Annotated in this window: 17 protein-coding genes; 9 read left to right on the top strand and 8 right to left on the bottom strand. The window is 62.6% G+C overall.

Annotated features, from left to right (window positions below):
* Positions 1-55: 55 nt before the first annotated feature.
* The gene (locus ACFIQF_RS21390) at positions 56-574 is read right to left on the bottom strand and encodes an Lrp/AsnC family transcriptional regulator (RefSeq protein ID WP_393945670.1); all 519 of its coding nucleotides are present in this window, start codon (positions 572-574) and stop codon (positions 56-58) included.
* Between the two features lie 55 nt (positions 575-629).
* On the opposite strand from ACFIQF_RS21390, the gene ACFIQF_RS21385 reads away from it, so the two are divergent.
* Positions 630-1,541: an EamA family transporter gene (locus ACFIQF_RS21385; RefSeq protein WP_393945669.1), complete on the top strand. Its 912-nt coding sequence runs from the start codon at positions 630-632 to the stop codon at positions 1,539-1,541.
* Between the two features lie 80 nt (positions 1,542-1,621).
* Here the strand turns inward: ACFIQF_RS21385 and ACFIQF_RS21380 are convergent, their stop codons facing one another.
* On the bottom strand, positions 1,622-2,923 hold the full coding sequence (locus tag ACFIQF_RS21380) for a UDP-N-acetylglucosamine 1-carboxyvinyltransferase (protein WP_393945668.1): 1,302 nt from the start codon (positions 2,921-2,923) through the stop codon (positions 1,622-1,624).
* Positions 2,924-3,126: 203 nt separating this feature from the next.
* On the bottom strand, positions 3,127-3,915 hold the full coding sequence (locus ACFIQF_RS21375; protein ID WP_393945667.1) for a MetQ/NlpA family ABC transporter substrate-binding protein: 789 nt from the start codon (positions 3,913-3,915) through the stop codon (positions 3,127-3,129).
* A 189-nt stretch (positions 3,916-4,104) separates the two neighbouring features.
* Here ACFIQF_RS21375 and ACFIQF_RS21370 point away from each other — a divergent pair, with 189 nt between their 5' ends.
* The 4 genes from ACFIQF_RS21370 (at position 4,105) to ACFIQF_RS21355 (ending at position 5,580) form a co-directional block, all read left to right on the top strand.
* Positions 4,105-4,356 (top strand): DUF3820 family protein, encoded by a 252-nt coding sequence (locus tag ACFIQF_RS21370; protein ID WP_393945666.1) that lies wholly within the window; start codon positions 4,105-4,107, stop codon positions 4,354-4,356.
* Between the two features lie 219 nt (positions 4,357-4,575).
* A complete protein-coding gene (locus tag ACFIQF_RS21365) occupies positions 4,576-4,902 on the top strand; it encodes a hypothetical protein (protein WP_393945665.1) in 327 nt (108 codons plus the stop codon).
* Positions 4,903-4,978: 76 nt separating this feature from the next.
* A complete protein-coding gene (locus ACFIQF_RS21360) occupies positions 4,979-5,263 on the top strand; it encodes a YlcI/YnfO family protein (RefSeq protein WP_393945664.1) in 285 nt (94 codons plus the stop codon).
* Complete coding sequence (locus tag ACFIQF_RS21355) at positions 5,260-5,580, top strand: type II toxin-antitoxin system RelE/ParE family toxin (protein ID WP_393945663.1); 321 nt, start codon at positions 5,260-5,262, stop codon at positions 5,578-5,580. The genes ACFIQF_RS21360 and ACFIQF_RS21355 overlap by 4 nt, the downstream gene beginning before the upstream one ends.
* Before the next feature lie 80 nt (positions 5,581-5,660).
* On the opposite strand, the gene ACFIQF_RS21350 is transcribed toward ACFIQF_RS21355, so the two are convergent.
* The 3 genes from ACFIQF_RS21350 to ACFIQF_RS21340 all read right to left on the bottom strand — a co-directional run bounded on the left by ACFIQF_RS21350 (position 5,661) and on the right by ACFIQF_RS21340 (position 9,949).
* Positions 5,661-7,721, bottom strand: a complete 2,061-nt coding sequence (locus tag ACFIQF_RS21350; RefSeq protein ID WP_393945662.1) for an ATP-binding response regulator — start codon at positions 7,719-7,721, stop codon at positions 5,661-5,663.
* Positions 7,722-7,738: 17 nt separating this feature from the next.
* On the bottom strand, positions 7,739-9,205 hold the full coding sequence (locus ACFIQF_RS21345; protein ID WP_393945661.1) for an ABC transporter substrate-binding protein: 1,467 nt from the start codon (positions 9,203-9,205) through the stop codon (positions 7,739-7,741).
* 87 nt (positions 9,206-9,292) lie between these two features.
* Positions 9,293-9,949 (bottom strand): response regulator transcription factor, encoded by a 657-nt coding sequence (locus ACFIQF_RS21340; protein WP_393945660.1) that lies wholly within the window; start codon positions 9,947-9,949, stop codon positions 9,293-9,295.
* Between the two features lie 376 nt (positions 9,950-10,325).
* Here ACFIQF_RS21340 and ACFIQF_RS21335 point away from each other — a divergent pair, with 376 nt between their 5' ends.
* From ACFIQF_RS21335 to ACFIQF_RS21320, 4 genes are all read left to right on the top strand, one after another.
* Positions 10,326-10,904: a hypothetical protein gene (locus ACFIQF_RS21335; protein ID WP_393945659.1), complete on the top strand. Its 579-nt coding sequence runs from the start codon at positions 10,326-10,328 to the stop codon at positions 10,902-10,904.
* 16 nt (positions 10,905-10,920) lie between these two features.
* On the top strand, positions 10,921-12,327 hold the full coding sequence (locus ACFIQF_RS21330) for a CsgG/HfaB family protein (protein ID WP_393945658.1): 1,407 nt from the start codon (positions 10,921-10,923) through the stop codon (positions 12,325-12,327).
* 116 nt (positions 12,328-12,443) lie between these two features.
* On the top strand, positions 12,444-15,416 hold the full coding sequence (locus ACFIQF_RS21325) for a beta strand repeat-containing protein (protein ID WP_393945657.1): 2,973 nt from the start codon (positions 12,444-12,446) through the stop codon (positions 15,414-15,416).
* A gap of 380 nt (positions 15,417-15,796) precedes the next feature.
* Positions 15,797-16,291, top strand: coding sequence for an ABC transporter substrate-binding protein (locus ACFIQF_RS21320; protein ID WP_393945656.1), 495 nt, complete (start codon positions 15,797-15,799; stop codon positions 16,289-16,291).
* Positions 16,292-16,506: 215 nt separating this feature from the next.
* On the opposite strand, the gene serB is transcribed toward ACFIQF_RS21320, so the two are convergent.
* On the bottom strand, positions 16,507-17,208 hold the full coding sequence (gene serB, locus ACFIQF_RS21315; RefSeq protein WP_393945655.1) for a phosphoserine phosphatase SerB: 702 nt from the start codon (positions 17,206-17,208) through the stop codon (positions 16,507-16,509).
* Between the two features lie 121 nt (positions 17,209-17,329).
* The gene (locus ACFIQF_RS21310; RefSeq protein WP_393945654.1) at positions 17,330-18,307 is read right to left on the bottom strand and encodes a Bug family tripartite tricarboxylate transporter substrate binding protein; all 978 of its coding nucleotides are present in this window, start codon (positions 18,305-18,307) and stop codon (positions 17,330-17,332) included.
* Positions 18,308-18,515: the final 208 nt, after the last annotated feature.

Genomic DNA, 18,515 nt, shown 5'->3' with positions numbered 1-18,515 from the left:
CTCTCTGGCATCGATAGATGGAAGATGGTGCTGGCCAGCGCGTTTGCAAGAGGGCTCAGCGCTTGGCGGCGGGCAGCGGAATGTGCAGGCTGCGCTTCAAGGTGGCCAGCGCCACAAAGGTCTTGAAGCGCTGGATGTTCTGGTCGCCCTCGAACAGGCGCTTGACCGTGTCCTGGTACTCCTGGATGTCGGTGGCGGTCACGATCAGCAGGTAGTCGATATGGCCGGTCACGTTGTAGCACTGCTGCACGGCTGGCTCGGCCGCCACGCGGGCCAGAAAGCCGGCGGTCAGCGCGTCGAGCTCGTTGACCAGCTGCACCTCGATCATGATCGTCAGCGGCCGGCCCAGCGCCTCGGGGCTGAGCTGGGCGCTGTTGGCTGCTATCACGCCGCTCTCGTGCAGGCGCTTGATGCGGCGCTGCACGGCAGCAGGCGACAGGTGCACCTGCTCGGCAATCTCGCGCTGCGGCGTGAGGTTGTTGTGCTGCAAGATGGCGAGAATCGCCAGGTCAAACCCATCGAGATCGGCTGTCACCGCCAGGCCTCCAAAAAGCAGAGAGAGTGAAAGTTGCATGCGGCACCGCAACTTCGCGTAATTTACTTGGGTGCTGTGCAATATTATTGCAGCCATGCAAAATTCTCTGGGGCAGCGCGTGCTGCCGTCTTTGGCCGTTCTGGGCTCGGTCACCTCGCTGTGCCTGGGCACCAGCTTTGCCAAGCATTTGTTTCCGGTCGTCGGTGCGCAGGGCACGACGGCGCTGCGCGTGGGCTTCTCGGCGCTGCTCTTGCTGGCTATCTGGCGGCCTTGGCGCTTTGGCCCGAGCAAGGCCAACCTGCAACAAATCGCCATTTTTGGCGCGGTGCTGGGGCTGATGAACCTGCTGTTCTACATGGCCATCAAGCGCTTGCCGTTTGGGGTGACGGTGGCGATCGAGTTCGTTGGCCCGTTGTCGGTGGCGGTACTCACCTCGCGCCGCTGGCTCGATTTTGTCTGGCTCGGTCTAGCTGCCTGCGGCCTGTTCATGCTGCTGATTCTGCCGATGTTCGGTGTGCAAGTGGGCACGCTGGACCCGATTGGCCTGCTCTACGCAGCCATTGCAGCCGCTTGCTGGGCCGGCTACATCGTACTGGGCAACCGTGCCGGCCACATGCACGGCGGCATGGTGGTGTCGCTGGGTCTGCTGTCGGCCGCCGTGGTGGTGGTGCCTTTTGGCATTGCCGAAGCTGGCGCCAAGCTGCTCACGCCCTCCATCTTGCTTTACGGCTTGGCGGTGGCGGCCGTCTCCAGCGCCATCCCTTATTCGCTGGAAATGTTTGCCTTGAAGCGCCTCTCGCCCGGCGCTTTCTCCACCATGCTGGCGACCGAGCCTGCCATTGCGGCCATCGCCGGCATGCTGATTTTGAGTGAGCATTTGAGCGTGATTCAGTGGTCTGCGATTGGCATCATCATGCTGGCGGCCATGGGGAGTGCGCTTACTGCGAAGCCAGCGCCGGTGGCTTCGGTTGAGCCGGCGCTGCGGGATAGGCAGGCTGCAGCCTGAGTCGCTGGCTGCTTGCATGAAAAAAGCGCTTGCCCCCCAACAGGAGCAAGCGCTTTTGCTTTGATGGCGAAGGCCGGGCTTCAGTTGCCGCCGGCCCATTCCACCTTGGCGCCCAGGCTTTGCAGGTTTTCTACAAAGTGCGGGTGGGCGCGCTTGATCGGGGTGGCGTTGCGGATTTCGGAGCGGCCTTCGATGCTGGCGGCCACCATGAACAGGGCGATCGCCACGCGGATGATGTAGGGGCTCTCCACCACGGCGGGGCTCAGCGGGTTGCCGCCGAGGGTGACGATGCGGTGCGGATCGGACGAGAACACGTGGGCGCCAAACTTGGACAGCTCGCCCGTCCAGCCCAGGGCGCCGTCGTACACCTTGTTCCAGAACATGGCGTTGCCTTCGGCGCGCACGCCCAGGGCGATGAAGATGGGCAGCAGATCCACCGGGAAATACGGCCAGGGCGCCGCTTCCACCTTGGTCAGCACGTTGCGGGTGAAAGGCGTTTCCACCTTCAGCGGGCCTTTGCGGATAGCGCGCGACCAGCCGTCCTTGTGCTCGATCTGTACGCCGAACTTGGCGAATGTGCGGTCGATCAGCGGGAAGTTGTCGGGCGTGCGGTTGCGCACCTGCACGTCGCCACCGGTAATGGCGCCCAGCGCCAGGAAGGTGGTGATTTCGTGGAAATCTTCCTCAAAATGGAACTCGCCGCCGCCGAGCGTGGGCACGCCGTGCACGGTGAGGCGCGAGGTACCGATGCCCTCGATCTTGGCGCCCTGCATCACCATGAAGCGGCAGAACTCCTGCACGTGCGGCTCGCAAGCGGCGTTGGTCAGCACCGAGGTGCCTTGGGCCGTGGCGGCGCACAGCACAAAGTTTTCGGTGGTGGTGACCGATGCGTAATCCAGCCAGTGCTGGGTGGCTTGCAGCTTGCCGTCGGCGCGTACGATCAGCGAGCCTTCGCCGTGTTCCACGCGGCCGCCAAAGCGGCGGAATACCTCGATATGCGGGTCAATCTCGCGCACGCCCAGCGTGCAGCCCTTGACGTTGTCCTCCAGCCGCGCCACGCCAAAGCGGGCCAGCAGCGGCGGCACGAGCATGATCGACGAGCGCATCTCCTCGGGCAGGTGGTCCTTGCAGGCGTCGAAATGGGTGTTCACATGGTGCAGCTTGAGCTCGCCCGTGGCGTAATCCATTTGCACGCTGGAGCCGAGCTTCTCGAAGATGTCGAGAATCTTGCGCACGTCGGTGATATCGGGCACGCCGTGCAGGCTTAAGGGCTCGCTCGTCAGCAGTGTGGCGCACAGCACGGGCAGCACGGCATTCTTGTTGGACGAGGGGATGATGCGGCCTTGCAGGGGCGTGCCGCCGTGCACGATGAGTTTGGACATGTACAGAGGGAAAATTCGCGAATACAGGGTGCGCGCCAGCCCCGGGCCGGCGCAGACCAGCATGTTACAGGAGCCACCAAGACAAAAGGCACTCGCCGGGAGTGCCTTTTGTAATCAGCGGTCAATACCAGCATTGTTAACGACGGCGCATTCCTTTACGAGCAACGCTGGAATGTCGCCGTCAGTGGCTGGTTGCGGGCGAATCAGTTCGCAGGAACCACGGCGCCCTTGTACTTTTCCAAGATGAACTTCTTCACATCTTCGCTGTGCAAAGCCTTGGTCAGCTTGGCAATGCTCTCGTCGTTGGCGCGGTCGGCGCGGGCGGCGACGATGTTGGTGTAGGGCGAATCCGAGCCTTCGATGAACAGCGCGTCCTTGGTCGGGTTCAGCTTGGCTTCGATGGCGTAGTTGGTGTTGATCAGGGCCAGATCCACGTCACCCAGGGCGCGGGGCAGCAAAGGCGCTTCCAGCTCCTTGAACTTCAGCTTCTTGGGGTTCTTGGCAAGGTCGAGCGGGGTCGAAGTCAGCTTGGTGGCGTCTTTGAGCTCGATCAGGCCATGCTTTTGCAGCAGCAGCAGGGCGCGGCCGCCGTTCGACGGGTCGTTGGGGATGGCAATGGTGGCGCCGTCCTTCAAGTCCTTGATGTTTTTGATCTTGCTGGAATAAGCGCCAAAGGGCTCCACGTGCACCTTGCCGTTGGGCATGGCCACCAGGCTGCTCTTGCGGTCTTTGTTGTAGCTGTCCAGGTAAGGCTGGTGCTGGAAGAAGTTGGCGTCGAGCTGCTTGTCTTCCACGGCGGCGTTGGGCTGCACGTAATCGCTGAACTCCTTGACCTGCAGATCCACGCCTTGCGCCTTGAGCTGGGGCTTGACGAAATTCAGAATCTCGGCGTGGGGCACGGGCGTGGCTGCCACCTTGAGCACAACGTCGGCAGCTTGTGCAGAAACGGCCAGCGCAGCAATGGCCAAAGCGGAAAGGGTTTTCTTCAACATGGTGTTTTGCAATCGTAAAAAGACCAGCCCGGCAAAGGATGACAATGTTTCTTGATGGGACTGAACCAAGATGGGTGCCAAGTCTAGCGCCAAAAAAGCCGGCATTCAAAGAATAAAACGATATTTGGTTATAAGGATTGTGGTTTTTATAACAAATAACCGCAGTTGGCTGGCGCTATGCTGGGCGCCATGGAATCCGCCCCCGCTTTTGACCCTGCGCAGCTCTTGCGCCTGCTCACCACCACCATGCCTTTTGGCAAACACCAGGGCTGCGCCATTGCCGATCTGCCGGGCAACTACCTCAACTGGTTTGCCCGCGAAGGCTTTCCCAAAGGCGATCTGGGGCGCCTGCTGGCCTTGATGCACGAGATAGACCACAACGGCCTGAGCGAGCTGCTCCAGCCTTTGCGCGCTGCGTTGGCGCAGCAACAGCGCAACTGATGGGCGCGGCGCCAAGCGCCATGCCATAATTTGCCCAGCCCTCCGTAAAAGGGCTGGTGCTTCAAAACACCAAATTCAAAGCGGTGTGGCCTCCTCGAAAGCGAGGCTTTTCACTATGGAGCATGGAACCATGAAACCAATGGGCCACCCTCACCGCAGCGCCAGCCTGTCCCTTAGCTTGCTTTGCCACCACCTCTTGCAGAAAGCAGGAGGTGCGCAATGAACGACTCACAACGAGACGACTGCACGCCACTCAACCTGCACCAAGCCGCCCGCGACAGCGAAGCCGCAGGCTTTACCCGCCCCGTGCAACTGCAAAGCCACCAAGCGGCCCACCTCGCCCGCAGCCTGCGCGGCATGGACGCAGTCAACCGCATTCTGATTTCCGAAACCGGCGACGATTGCAGCAATACCGCCATGGTGTTGGGCGACAACCTGCGCATGGGTTTGATGGAAGCCGTGGGCGTGATGATTGCCAACGCCAGCGAGCTGCTGGAGCAGGCCAACGACAAGGCCAAGGCCAAGGCAGCTTCGGCTGAGCGTTAAGCCAGCGCTTTTTGCCACTGAGTTAGAGGGCGCAGATACCAAACACTCCGCGCCCGCATGACTCTTTGCATTGCAAATGCAATACAATTTGGGCATGAAATCCGCCACCATTCCCCCCGTCCGCGTTGAGCCGGTTTTGCGTCAGGAGATGGAGCAGGCTTTGGCGCACAACGAAAGCCTGGCCTCGCTGGTCGAAACCGCTGTACGCAACGAAGTCAGGCGCCGCCAAGCGCAGGCGGAGTTCATGCACCGCGGCCTGGCAGCGATTGAGCGAACCGTTACCAGCGGCGATGGCATCCCGGCGGAAGCCTTGGTCGCCAAACTGCAGGCCAAGCTTGACGCAGCCAAGCAGCGCGCATGAAGCCTTACCAAGTGGTCTTCAGCCCGCAAGCGGCTGAAGATCTGGAGCGCCTGTTCGACCATATTCTGGAGCGCGAGCTGGCAAGCCCCACGGGCGATTTATCTATTGCGAGCCGTGCCCTGGAGTCGATCCAGAACGCGTGCAGCTTTTTGCGGCACAGCCCTTTTAGCTGCCGCAAAGCCGGCAGCAGCCCTTTTTTGCGAGAGCTGATCATCAGCTTTGGCGGATCGGGGTATGTGGCGCTGTTTGAGATTCATGACGCCAATACGGTGGTGGTTGGTGCAATACGGCACCAGTTGGAGAGCGATTTTCATTGAGGGGGCTGCGGCGTGCTGCGGCTTGCTTGCATGCCGCAAGCCGCGTACCGCATGCCACCGCCCCTGTGGCAAGCAACAACTTAGCCCAATTGGCCCAGCCCGCTTGCCGGCAGCGTTTGCATGAACTCTTCCAAATCGCGCCGCAAATGCAGCTCGCGGCTGAGCAGGTTGTGCAGGGTGCGCGGGTCTATGGGTTTGTGCATGAGCGTGGCGCCCAGGCTGCTTGCCATCTGCAGCCGCTCGGGCGCGGTGTCGCCGGTCAAAATAATGTAGTGTGGCAACTGCTGCTGCCAAGGCGTGTGGTGGGCAATGGCGTTGCGCACGGCCATGACCACCATGCTGCCGTCTTCGGTGGCAGACAGGCGCAGATCGGTCAGCACCACGTCAAAAGCCTCGGCATCGCTTTCTTGCGCCCGGGCCAGCACGCGCTGCACCTGGCCCACGGTGGCGGCGCTCACCACATGGCATTGCCATTGCTCCAGCATGCTGGTCAGGCCGACGCGCACCAATGGCTCGTCGTCCACCACCAGCACCCGCAAGCCTTCGAGTGACGAATATTCGCCGTCGTCCGTCTCTTCCCACAGGCCTGATACCAGTCCGTAGCCGCCGGCCGGTGCCTCTTCGGCCACCAGGGCCACGCGGAACACGCTGCCCGCGCCCACGCGCGATTGCAGGCTGACGCGCACGTTGATGATGTCGGCCAGCTCGCGCACAATCGCCAGCCCCAGGCCCAGGCCCTTGCCACCGGTGTTGTGGTCTTCGCCTACCTGGCGGAATTCCTGAAAAATCAGCTCGTGGTTGGCCGGAGCAATGCCGATGCCTGTGTCCCACACTTCAATGCAGCGCTGCATGCCGCGCTTGCGCACGCCCAGCAACACACCGCCATGCTCGGTGTAGCGCAAGGCGTTGGAGACCAGGTTGCGCAGCAGCATGAACAGCAGCGCCGGATCGGTGAACACCCAGTCTTCGCTGTCGCGCACGCGGAACACCAGGCCCTTGGCATCGGCCTGCGGGCCAAATTCTTTCTCCAGCCGGCGCAGCAAGCCGGCAATTGCCACCGGTTGGAACTTGGCGTCGAGCACGCCGGCTTCGATGCGCGAGTAGTCCATCAAGGTGTCGAGCATTTCGCGGCTGGCCGCGAGCGCTGCGCGTGCATGCTCCAGCACACCGGCTTGTTGCGGGTTCAGGCCCGAGCCGCGCAGGGTTTCGAGAAACAGGTTGAGCGCCTGCACGGGCTGGCGCAGATCGTGGCTGGCGCCGGCCAAAAAGCGGTTCTTGGCGCGCACCGCGTGTTGCGCCGAACGGGTGTGGTCGCTCAGGTGCTTTTTGTACGAGGCAATGGCGCGGCCGAGTTGGTCGATCTCGTCGCCCGGCAAATTGGGCGCGGCGTGGATGCCGCCAAACTCGTCGTCGCGCACTTCGCGCTGCAAGGCCACGATGCGGCGCGAGACCGAGGCATCCATGTACAAACCGGCCGCCAGCACGCCCAGCAGCAAAACGGCCACCAGCCAGTTCAGGCGCGTTTGCTGCACCGCCACGTCGTTGGACAGCTGCAGGCTGCGCTCGTTGAGCTGGCGCCGGATATCGGCTGCCGTGCGGCTGGCCAGCAGCGACATGTCGGTGGCCAGCATCTGGTTCTCAGCCACGAGCTGCAGAATCTCGCGCTCCTGCGGGTTGTAGCGCGTGGGCTCAAAGATGGCCTTGCTCAGCTGTTGCACGTTGGCACGCAGTGCATCGCGCTTGTCTTGCATCAGCGCGTCAACCTCTTCACCGCCCTGGCTCTGCGCCATATCGCGCAGCAGCTTGTCGAGCCAGCCCATGCGGTCGGTCAGCTCCATCATGTTGAGGCGGCGCTCGCCGCTGTTGCTGGTAATGGCCACCAGGCGTGCGTAGCTGCCGATCATCTCGCTTTGCTGCATGACGCGGGTGCTGCTGATCAGCTGCTCCATCTCCACATTGGCCAGCTGCTGCAAGGCCAGGTTGGTGCGGCGCAAGCCTTGCATGGTGAGCACGAACACAATCACGATGCCGACCACCAAGATCGCCAGCATCAGCAAGATGCGCGAGGTGACCGACGGGCGGCGGCCAGACTGCAGCACCGACTGGGCCAGCCTTGCCCGGAATGCACTGGGTGGTGCCATGGGCTATTTGTTCCTTGTCATGAGGCCGGCTGCGCTCCTGCCTGCCAGCGCAGGTCTTCCAGTGCCACCGTGGGGATCGGGCAATGGGTCCACATGCCCAGCAAGCCCTTGCGCACAAAATTGCGCTCGGGCCGCACCACCAAAAAGACGTTGACCGCATCTTCGGCCAGCTGTTTTTGGGCCTGCTTCAACCAGTCGTTGAGCTCTTGCTGCGACGAAGAACCACGCACTTTTTCCCAGATCTTTTTGAAGACGCGGTTGTTGTAGTTGAAGTAGTAATCGTTGCGCGCGTAGATGCCCATGTCCATGGGCTCCACATGCATGATCAGGCTGATGTCGTAATCTTTGCGCTTCATCACGCGGTCGAGCCAGGTGGGCCAGTCCATCACCTCGATCTCCACCTTGAAGCCAATTGCCTCCAGCTGCGAGGCCACGATCACGCTGCCATAGCGGCCATAGTCGGTGGGCGGTACGGCCAGACGCAACACCGTGCCTGCTGCCACCTTGGCCTGGGCCAGCAAGGCTTTGGATTGTGCCGGGTCGTAGGGGTAGCGGCCGGTCAGATCGATATAGGCCGGGTGCGTGGGCGAGAAGTGGCTGCCCACCGGCAAGACCTTGATCGAGGGCCCGTAGATATCGGAATAGCGTGCACGGTCTACCGCATGGCTGATGGCACGGCGCACGCGCAGATCGTTGAGCGGCGGGCGGGCATTGTTCATGGCCAGTATCAGCTTGCCTTCTACGCCGCGTGTGGCCATCTGGTAGTCGGTGCGCGCCAGAAAAGAAGCGGTCAAGCGCGTCACTGAGCTGAGTGCATCGATGCGGCCTTCGGCCAGCATGTTCTCGGTCTCGGACGAGGTCGACATGAAAAGAAATTCCGCCTTGGGAATGGCTGGCTTGCTGGTGCCCCACCAGCTGTCATTGCGCAGCAGCTCAATCGATTTGCCGCGCTTCCATTCGCCCATGCGATAAGGCCCGGTGCCGATGGGAACAGTGGCATTGCTCTGCGCCGTTTCGGGGTGCACCATCACCGCGCCGGGCATGGCCAAGGCGTAGGGCAGCAGCGCATCCGGGTCGCTCAGGCGGATGCGCAGGCGGTATTCGTCCAGTGCCTCTACCGATTCGATCTTGTCAAACCATTCCAGGTAAGCGTTGGTGTTGCTCATCTTGAGCAGGCGCTGCAGGCTGAACACCGCCGTGTTGGCATTGAACGGCTTGCCATCGTGGTAAGTGACATTGCGGCGCAAATTGAAATCCACCACCTTGCCGTTTTTGCTGACGCTCCAGTCCAGCGCCAGGCGTGGCTTGAGCTCGCCCATGCCGTCGAGATAGGTCAGCCCTTCGAAGATGTTCACATACGTCACCTCGCTGGCCGTGGCCGCGCTGGTGGTGGTGATGTCGAAAGACGCCGGCTCCAGCTGAATACCGATGCGCAAACGGTCGGCCGCTGCAGCCGGCGTGGCCCAGGCCCACAAGGCCAGCAAGCACAAGCAACTGCACAGCCACAGGCAACGTTGCCTCCAACTCAGATACTTGGTGGGCATAGTCTTCTCACTAGTTAGTGGCTCTGCTTATTCGATCGGCATGGCCGGCAAAATGCCGCTGCGCTGCGCCTTCATCACGGCCTGGGTGCGGGTATCGGCACCCAGGTGTTTCAATACCGCTGCCACCTGGTTACGGATGGTGTGCTCGCTCAGACCAAAGTGCTTGGCGATGGCTTTGTTGCTGTAACCCTTGGCCAGCATCTTCAGCACCTCGTACTGGCGCACCGGCAATTCTTCTTCGCCAGCGGGCAGGGACGGTGCCAAAAACTGTGCGGCAGGTTTGCTGCGCGCCGCCGGCTCCGTGCCCTGGCTGCGCACCAGCCAGTGCTGCACCTGGGTGCAAATGGCATCGGGTTGCAAGGCTTTGGACATGAAGCCTGAGGCGCCCTGGCGCACCGCATCTTTCATCAGCTCTGGGTGGTCGTGGCCCGAGAGCATCACCACATAGGCCTTGGGCCAGCGTTTGCGCACCTGGCCAATGCCGGCCAGGCCGTCGCAGCCCGGCATGCTGATGTCGAGCAGCACCAAGTCTGCCCAGCATTGCAGCGCTACCGCTTCGGCCACGGAACTGGCCTCGTGGATGTTGGCCTGCACCATGTCACTGGTGGAGAGCATCATGCGCAGGCCTTGGCGAAACAGCGGGTGGTCATCCACCAGCACCAACGATGGCAACGGCAATGTCATGGCCCCACCTTCCTTTCATTCTTCTTGGTCATTTGGCTAGTCCATACCTAGGTCGCAACCTTACATCCAATTACGTTCGCCACCAATAGTGCATTTGTACTAAGCGCGCATTTTCGGCGTTTTGGAGCGCTCGGCGAACAGCAGGGAATAAGTGCAAGCCATTGAACAAGAATAAAAAATTAACAAATTCAAAGGCCGAAAAGCACCGCAATTAGCGCATTTTTGGGTCGCCAAACTAGTACATCTGAACTATTTACGATTGTTCACCAAAAAAAGAACATTCCCCCATGCGAAGGCATTGGTGCCATGGGGTCAGTGCCGTCGCTCTCCACAGTTTGACCCATGAACAGCGGAACCACCCAAACGCGAGGACGACATGAAAACTACCACCATTACCCTGGCCGCCGCCGCCCTGCTGGCAGCCACCACCCAAGCCGGTGCCCAAGGCTGGCTTGGCGAATCCGTGCCCTGGCAGTTCCAGACCAGTGCCGACCGCGCCAACCGCGCCCTGGTCAATGACCTGGTCGAAAAGAAAAAAGGCGGCTACTACGACTCGTTCAAGAGTACCTACATCACCAATATCGACCGCCAGATCAACTGCAACTTCCAGCCCACCTCGGCCGGCAACAGCAGCTCCACCGACCAGGCCAACAGCGTTGCCTCGCCGCAAACCAATGCCAGCTCGGGCACCAGCGCCAGCAGCACCGGCAGCGCCAACCAGAGCAGCGACAACCTGGGCCGCGGCGGCAACACCGCCAGCAACAACCAAAGTAATACCGGCACCATCAGCAGCGGTGTGAGCGGCAGCCCGTCCACCACCACCACCGCGCCGATCAACAGCGATCACGCCAACGGCCAGCAAGACATGCAGGTCGCCCAGAACAACAGCGGCCACCAAACCACCAGCGTCAGCGGCAGCACGGGCTGCAGCTTCGCATCCGGTGCCCTCAACTAAGCCGGCGGAGAAGATCATGCACACCCCCAACCAACACTTCACCGCAGCCCAACCCGTTGCCCGCTCGGCTGCCCGCGGCAAAGCGCTGCCGCTCTCGGCCCTGGCCGGCGCTCTGCTGCTGAGCGGCTGCGCCTTGCCCACCTACCAGCAAGTGCAGGTGGCCGAGGACGAAGCCCCCGTCATGCAAGGCCCCAGCCCGCGCTACAACGGCACGCCGATCGACAGCGCTCTGGCCTGCCTCTCGCACCGCATTGCAGGCAAGCTCAACGGCAAGGCGCCGCTGTCTATCGCCGTTGGCGACATCAAAGACTACACCGGTAAATACTCGCAAGGCGACGGCAATGTGGTCACCCAAGGCGGTGCGCTGATGGTGTATTCGGCCCTGGGTAAATTGGGCGGCGCCATTGATGTGCGCGAGCGTTTCGACACCCGCGTGGCCGAGCTGGAGCTGGCCTATACCGACCGCCGCCAACTGGGCGACGGCAACTCGCACGCGCTGAGCGACGACAAAGGCCAGCGCTCCGTGCCCTGGCTGCCGTACTACGGCGGCTCCATCTTGCGGTCCGACTACTACATCATCGGTGGCCTGACCGAGGTGAACTACAACATCCAATCGAGCGGCATCGAAGCCCAGGTCAACCAGATCGGCCCGCGCTACCGCGTGTTCACCATGAACGTGGGCGCCGACCTGCGCATTGTCGAAACCAAGACCCTGCGCGTGGTGCGCGCCGTCAGCCTGCAAAAGCAGATTGTCGGGCGCGAGATCGGGGCTGGCGTGTTCCGCTTCTTTGGCAGCAACCTGTTCGACATCAATGCCGGCAGCAAAGACCTGGAGCCCGTGCAACTGGGCGTGCGCACCACGCTGGAGCAAGGTGTGCTGGAGCTGATCAGCACCGTCACCCAAACCCCCAGCCAGCCTTGCACCGATGCCGACAAAGCCGGCAAAGCAGACAAAGCTGTGGCCACCACTGAGCCGGCACCGGCCAGCCCGGCCCCAGCAGCGGCGGCAGCGCCTGCCGCAGCGGCCGCTGCCGGCACCCAGCCAGTGGCCAGCAGCAACCCGCAGCCGCTGCCCGAGAAAGCCACCAGCTCCATGACATCGCTGGACGTGGTTTTCGAAGAGAACAACACCCGCATTGCCCAGCAATCGGCCACCACGGCCGAAACCGTGGCCACCCGCCTGCGGGCTGGCCAAGGTGTGCGCATGGTCTTGCTGGCCCGCGAAAACGAGAACGACCAGAACCCGGCGCGCCGCGACGAGCTCACCGACCAACGCCTGCAAACCCTGCGCACCGCGCTGGCCCAGCAAGGCGTGCCGCCCGACCAGGTACGCCTGACCTGGCGCCCCACGCCCGGCGACAACAGCGTGCACCGCTACGGCGCGGGCTACCGCCTGCTGGCCCGTCTGCAGATCACACCGTAAAGCGCTTCGCTACCTACCGCATTCATAGCTTGCAGCGCTTCCAAGGCGGGCCTTGCAAGCATCCACACCCAAATAACGCCTGTTTTTACTTTTCCATCTTCGACGAGGAGACAGTCATGTCCAACAAGCACCCAACCACTTTCCGCCGGGCACGCCTGGCTCCCCTGGCCGCTGCGGCCGCTTTGCTGGCCGCCAGCTCTGGCGTGGCACTGGCGCAGCAATCAGCGCCCGTCACCCAAAACAACAGCGGCGTTGTAGGCGCCACTGATAGCACTGCGGTCAGCCTGACCCACTTCCCCAACAACGGCACGGTCAACACCACGTCGGTAACCTCCTCGGCAACCAGCAATTTGCACGAACTGGCCACCGGCGCAAACGCCACCCTGACCATTGACAACCAGCCCTTGAGCTCGCCAACGATAGACATTGCGCAGCGTGTAAGCGGTGCCGTCAGCGCCAACACCAATGGCGCCATCGGCGTCAACGCCAACAACGTGCAAGGCAACCACGATGGCGGCAGCCTGAGCGTCAGCAACAACACGGCCGGCGCCGAAGCCACGGGCAACACCAGCGTTGGCACCATGCGCATCAGCAACGACAACAATGTCGATGTCAGCACACCAGTCAGCACCTCGGTGAAGCAGCGAGTCACCGCATCTGCCCCGGTCAGCGCCAGCACCAACCAAAGCCAGGTCGGCATCCGTCTGAACCAGGCCCAAGCCAACAATCCCAACAACGCTTTTGACCACCTGAGCCTGAACGTCGCAGACAACCAGGTCAGCGCCAGCGCCCAAGGCAACGAAACCCAGGCGGGCATTGGCATCAGCGGCAGCGGCATCACCCTGGCAGCCGACGCCAAGAGCGATGTCAAACAACGCCAGGTGGGCGATGTCAGCGCCTCCAGCCATGTCGACGCGCTCGGCACCCAAATCACGGGCACGCCCAACCGCGCCATGACCGACAGCAAACTCAGCGTCAACGGCAACAGCGTGCTCTCCAGCGCTGGCGGCAACCAGCAAAGCAATGCCTTGGTTTTGCAATCGAGCGGCGACATCAGCCAGACCGCAGGCGCGGGCTTGGCCGTTGATTCGGACCAGCGCAGCCGTGGCGCAGTCAATGCCTCCAGCACCGTTGGCACGCTGAGCATCAGCAACAGCAAGGACGATTCCTCTGGCAATGCCTACACCGTCAACGCCAACACCGTCGCCGCCCAAGCCAGCGGCAATGCAGGCAGCAACCTGAGCAGCGCTACTGCTGCAGGTGAGATTAGCGGCCTGAATGCAGCCACCAACTCGAAGCAGGTCTACAACGGCAGCGGCGTCAAAGCCAGTGCCAGCGTGAACAACCTGGGTGTACAAACCAACGCCAGCACCGGCGACACCACCGTGGTCAGTGGCAACCAGGTGCAAGCCCAGGCCCAAGGCTCGGCGGCCAGCAACCAAAGCTTGCTCAGCGCCAGCCAGATCATCGACAGCGGTGCCCAGGTCAGCAACGAGCAAACGCACAAGAAAGGCCCGGTCACCGCCGATGCCTCGGTCAACCGCATCGGCAGCAGCTCCACCAGCCTGAGCGGCGGCAGCGTTACCGTGAACGACAACCTCGTCAGCGCCAATGCAACCGGCACCTCGGCCAATAACAAGGCCGCACTCACAGCCTCTGGCACGGTCGATCCGTCGTTTGCCGTGGTGGAGAGCAGCCAAACCCACACCAGGGGCAAAGTGGCCGCCACTGCCGGCGCAGCCATGGTCGGTGCCAGCGCTACCAGCGCCAGCGATGCAGCCCTGGTCGTTAGCGGCAACCAGTTTGCCGCCAGTGCCAGCAGCCAAAGCGCTACTAACCAGGCTAGCGTCCAAGGCAGCCAGTTGAGCGACGTTGGCGCAGGCGTATTCAACGGTCAAACGCATGAAGCCGGCAATGTATCGGCCACGGTGGCCAACATGGTGCCCGTCAGCCCGGCACCTGCACCATTCCCTATGCATATCGGTTTGCAGGCCGACAGCGCCAGTGGTGGCAGCCTGGCCATCTCGGGCAACCAAGGGGCGGCTGAAGCCATCGTCAACCAGGCCAGCAACCAGGTGCAAATGAGCGGCAGCAGCATCGACAACTCAATGGCCATTCTGCAAAACCAGCAAACCGTCAACAAAGGCGATGCCAGCGCGCTCACCCTGGTCAACCTGGGCATGACGGGCAAAACCACCGCAGGCACTGACACCGTGCGTGCCAATGGCAACGAGGTCGTCATCAGCAACAACGTGTTCAGCGCCAACGCCAGCCAAAACCAGGCCAGCAACAGCGTGGAGCTGAAAGCGGTCAGCGCCGTCAATGGCGTGCCACTGGGTCTGCTGCTCAGCGAGCAAACCGCCAACGGCAACACCAGCGCCCAGACGGAGATGAACATCCTCACCGGTAGCAGCACTGCCGCCGACCCCAGTGGCAACACCACGGTCAGCAACAACCAAGCCACCAGCATGGCCCGCGCCAATGTGGCCAACAACCAGCTCACGCTGAGTGCTGGCACCCAAGCCAGCGACGTGACGGCAGGCCTGGGCAATGCGCAGACCAACAATGGCGGAGTCAACTCCAGCACCAGCCTGTCGATCCCCGCAGGGGCAGCCAGCAAGTTGGACGGCAACATCACCATCAGCGGCAACCTGGCCACCTCGGTAGCCGCCGGCAACACCTCGCTGAACAACCTGCAAATCAGCGCTGGCACTGCCCTCAACGGCATGACCGGGCTGGACAACAACCAGCTCAATACCGGCGCAGTCACCGCCCGCACCTCGCTGAACGCTACCGGTGACTCGCGTGGCTCTGCGCTGAACCTGAGCGGCAACATCGCCAGCGCTACGGCCGTGGGCAACAACGCGGAGAACCAGGTCAACGTGTCGGCCTTGCCCGGCCAGCTGATGGCCAGTGCCTCGCTCACCAACACCCAGGTGAACACCGGCGACGTCACCGCCACGGTCAACAGCGCCATCACCGCCAATGGCAGCGTGAACACCAACAATGTCAGTGTTTCGGGCAACCGCTCGGCCGCCATTGCGGTGGGCAACCGTGCCACCTCGTCGATGACATTGGGTGTGCAATAAGCCGAAAGGCCTTGCACTTTGCGCCCGCCTGGCTTCCAGGCGGGCGCTTTTTTCTAATGCATCATGGATTCCTGTGGAATGCGAGTGGGACGGCAAAGCCAGATGCAATGCCTATGCTGGCGTTGTTTGCATACGGCCCGTCCCACTTTTGCCTTCTCTGCTGAGCCAAAGAACCGTGTTTTTCCGCGCCGGCCATGCCCTACAATGCCCCACACACTGCGCTCTCAGAACCAATAAGCAATGCGTAGCCAGCGCCACCGCCAGGCCCTCCGGGCCCTTGAAATCGGCGGCGGCATTCCCATCTGTCCCTGGTCGGCACCTTGCAGGCTGCAGCCGCAGCCCGTCAACTGCCGGGACTCTTTGTTATTGGATTTCTCGCTGTGAACACTTCTTTTCGCACCTCTGCTTCTGTGATCGCCCTGACCGTGGCCGGCCTGGTACTGCCCGGCATGGCCCACGCCAAGCGCATGGGCAGCAAGTCGCGCCCCGCTGTCACGCAAAAGGCTGCTCCGGCCGCTCCTGCCACTCCTGCAGCCAACACGGCCGCCAAGCCCGCAACGCCTGCTACGCCAGCTGCCAACACCGCCCCTGCAGCAGCAGCGCCAGCAGCCGCTGCACCGGCTGCCGCAGCTCCCGCCGCCAGCGGTGGCTCCAGCATGATGGGCACCATGGGCGCAGCCGCCGTGGGCGCAGTGGCCGGCACCATGGCCGGTAGCGCCATGGCGGGTGCTCTGGGTGGCGGCGACAAGGCCAAGGAAGAGGCCGCCGCCAAGGAAGCCGAAGCCAAAAAGGCCGAAGCCGAAGCTGCCGAGCTGCAAAAGAAGGCCGACGAAGCCAAGGCCAAGGCGGACGCCGCCCGCGCTGCCGCCAAGTAATGGGCTCGCTGGGCGCTGTGCCCAGCCGCTACCACTACAGCCACCGCCCACGCGCTTGTGCCCGTGGGCTTTTTTGTAGCTGTCGGGGCGAGCCCGGAATCAAGCAGCTCCGCCAATCAACAAAACAAAACCCAGCAGGTTTGCAGCCATGCTGGGTCCGGTTGGTGGCGGGACCGAGGGTCGCCCGCCAGGCGCTGGCAGTTAACGCTGCGCGCTTACGACAGCACTTCCAGCAAGCGGTCCAAGCCACCTTGGTTGATGGCCACTTTGGCCTCTGCACGCACGCGGGGCTTGGCGTGGTATGCCACGGACAGGCCCACTTCGCGCATCATCGGCAAATCGTTGCTGCCGTCGCCCACGGCAATCACTTGCTCGGGCGAGATGCCCATCAGCGACGCCAGGCCCAGCACGGTACGGCGCTTTTCCTCGCCGTCGCAAATATCGCCCCAGCTTTGCTCGACCAGCGCGCCGGTGAGCTTGCCGTCTTGCACGTCAAAAATATTGGCGCGCACAAAATCAATGCCCAACAGGCTTTTCACGTGGTTGGCAAAGAAAGTGAAGCCGCCCGATACCAGCAGTACCTTCAGGCCGGCGGCGTGCGCAGCGTCCACCAAAGTCTTGGCGCCTGGGGTCAGTTGCAGGCGCTCTTGCAGCACGCGCTCGATATCGGCCATAGGCACGCCTTGCAGCAAGGCCATGCGCTGGCGCAGGCTTTCTTTGTAATCGGCAATCTCGCCACGCATCGCTGCTTCGGTGATGGCTGCGACCTCGGCCTTTTTGCCGGTGATGTCGGCAATCTCGTCGATGCACTCGATGGTGATCAGGGTCGAATCCATGTCAAAGGCGATCAGCTTGTAGTCGCTGAGCAGGGTGGATGGGAGCTGGCCTTTGATTTCGATGGCGGGAGTGGCGGTCATGGTGATCTTGGAGGGGAAGGACGTCAGTAGTCGCAAATCATACCGATACGGTGCACCGGCAACAGCTGCGCATTATCCGTCCAATCCCCCGTGCTTTTCCCCTGCTGCACTGGCGCAGGGGTCACTGCGGCACCAGCCCGGCGGCCTGGGTCAGCTGGGCGTGGAGCTGGATTTCCTGGGCAATGGTCTGGCGCAGCTCGGCGGACGTGCTAGGCGCCAGCTCCATGCCATTGGCGCCGAGCTTGGCTTTGACCTCGCTGTCGAGCGCCGCGTGCGCTGCCTGTTGCAGCTTGTCGATAACCGGCTGGGGCGTGCGGGCAGGGGCGAGCAGGCCGACCCAGGCCGACAGCGTCATGTCCGACAAGCCGCTTTCGGCCATGGTGGGGGTTTGCGGCAGGCTGGGCGCGCGCTGCGCGCTCATGACCGCCAGCGCATGCAGCTTGCCCGATTGCACATGGGGCAGTGCCTCGGGCAGCACGGCAAACAGCAGGTCGACATTGCCTGCCAGCGTGTCATTGACTGCGGGAGCGCCACCTTTGTAGGGCACGTGCAGCAAGTCGGTGCGGGTGCGGGTACAGAACATCAGTGCGGCCAGGTGTTGCGGGCTGCCGTCGCCCGAGGAGGCATAGGTGAGCTTGCCCGGCGCAGCCTTGGCCGCTGCCAGTACGGCGGCCACGTTGGGGTACTTTTGCTTGTCCTTGGCGACCAGCACCATCGGTTGGTTGACCAGTTTGGTGATGGGCACAAAATCGGCTTCCGGGTCGTAGGGCAGCGATTTGAAGATGCTTTTGTTGGTGGTCAGAAACGAGGCCGGCGAGATGGTGAGGGTGTAGCCGTCGGGCGCTGCGCGAGCAACCTGCGGCATGCCGATCTGCCCCGAGCCGCCGGCCTTGTTGTCGATCACCACGGGCTGGCCCAGTTGCTCGGCCATCTTCTGCCCGATGATGCGGGCAATCATGTCCGCACTGCCGCCAGCGGGCAGCGCCACGATGACTTTGATGGGGCGGCTGGGATAGGCGTCCTGCGCCAGCGCAGGCAAGGCAAAACCCGGGCTGATGGCTGCCAGGGCAGCGCTGGAAAAGCGGCGTCGGTTGAGCATGGAGTTCCCCTGATGGTTGTTTTGACCGTCGTACTGGCCCGCACACAGCACGGGCTTGGGGAAGATGATGCAAGTCTTGTGCCATGGGTGTGCACTAGGGCAGACGTTGATGGCGCAGGCGCAGCATTCAGCGTATGCCGCTCAGCGCTGCCGCCGCGCACGCCAGGATGGCGCTGGTGAATGGGGTGCACCAAAGCGAAGCAGCAGA

This window comes from Comamonas trifloxystrobinivorans (assembly GCF_043359985.1).
Classification (GTDB): Bacteria; Pseudomonadota; Gammaproteobacteria; order Burkholderiales; family Burkholderiaceae_C; genus Comamonas; species Comamonas trifloxystrobinivorans.
The sequence above is the reverse complement of the archived record's forward strand: the minus strand, read 5'-3'. Positions and strand labels throughout refer to the sequence as shown.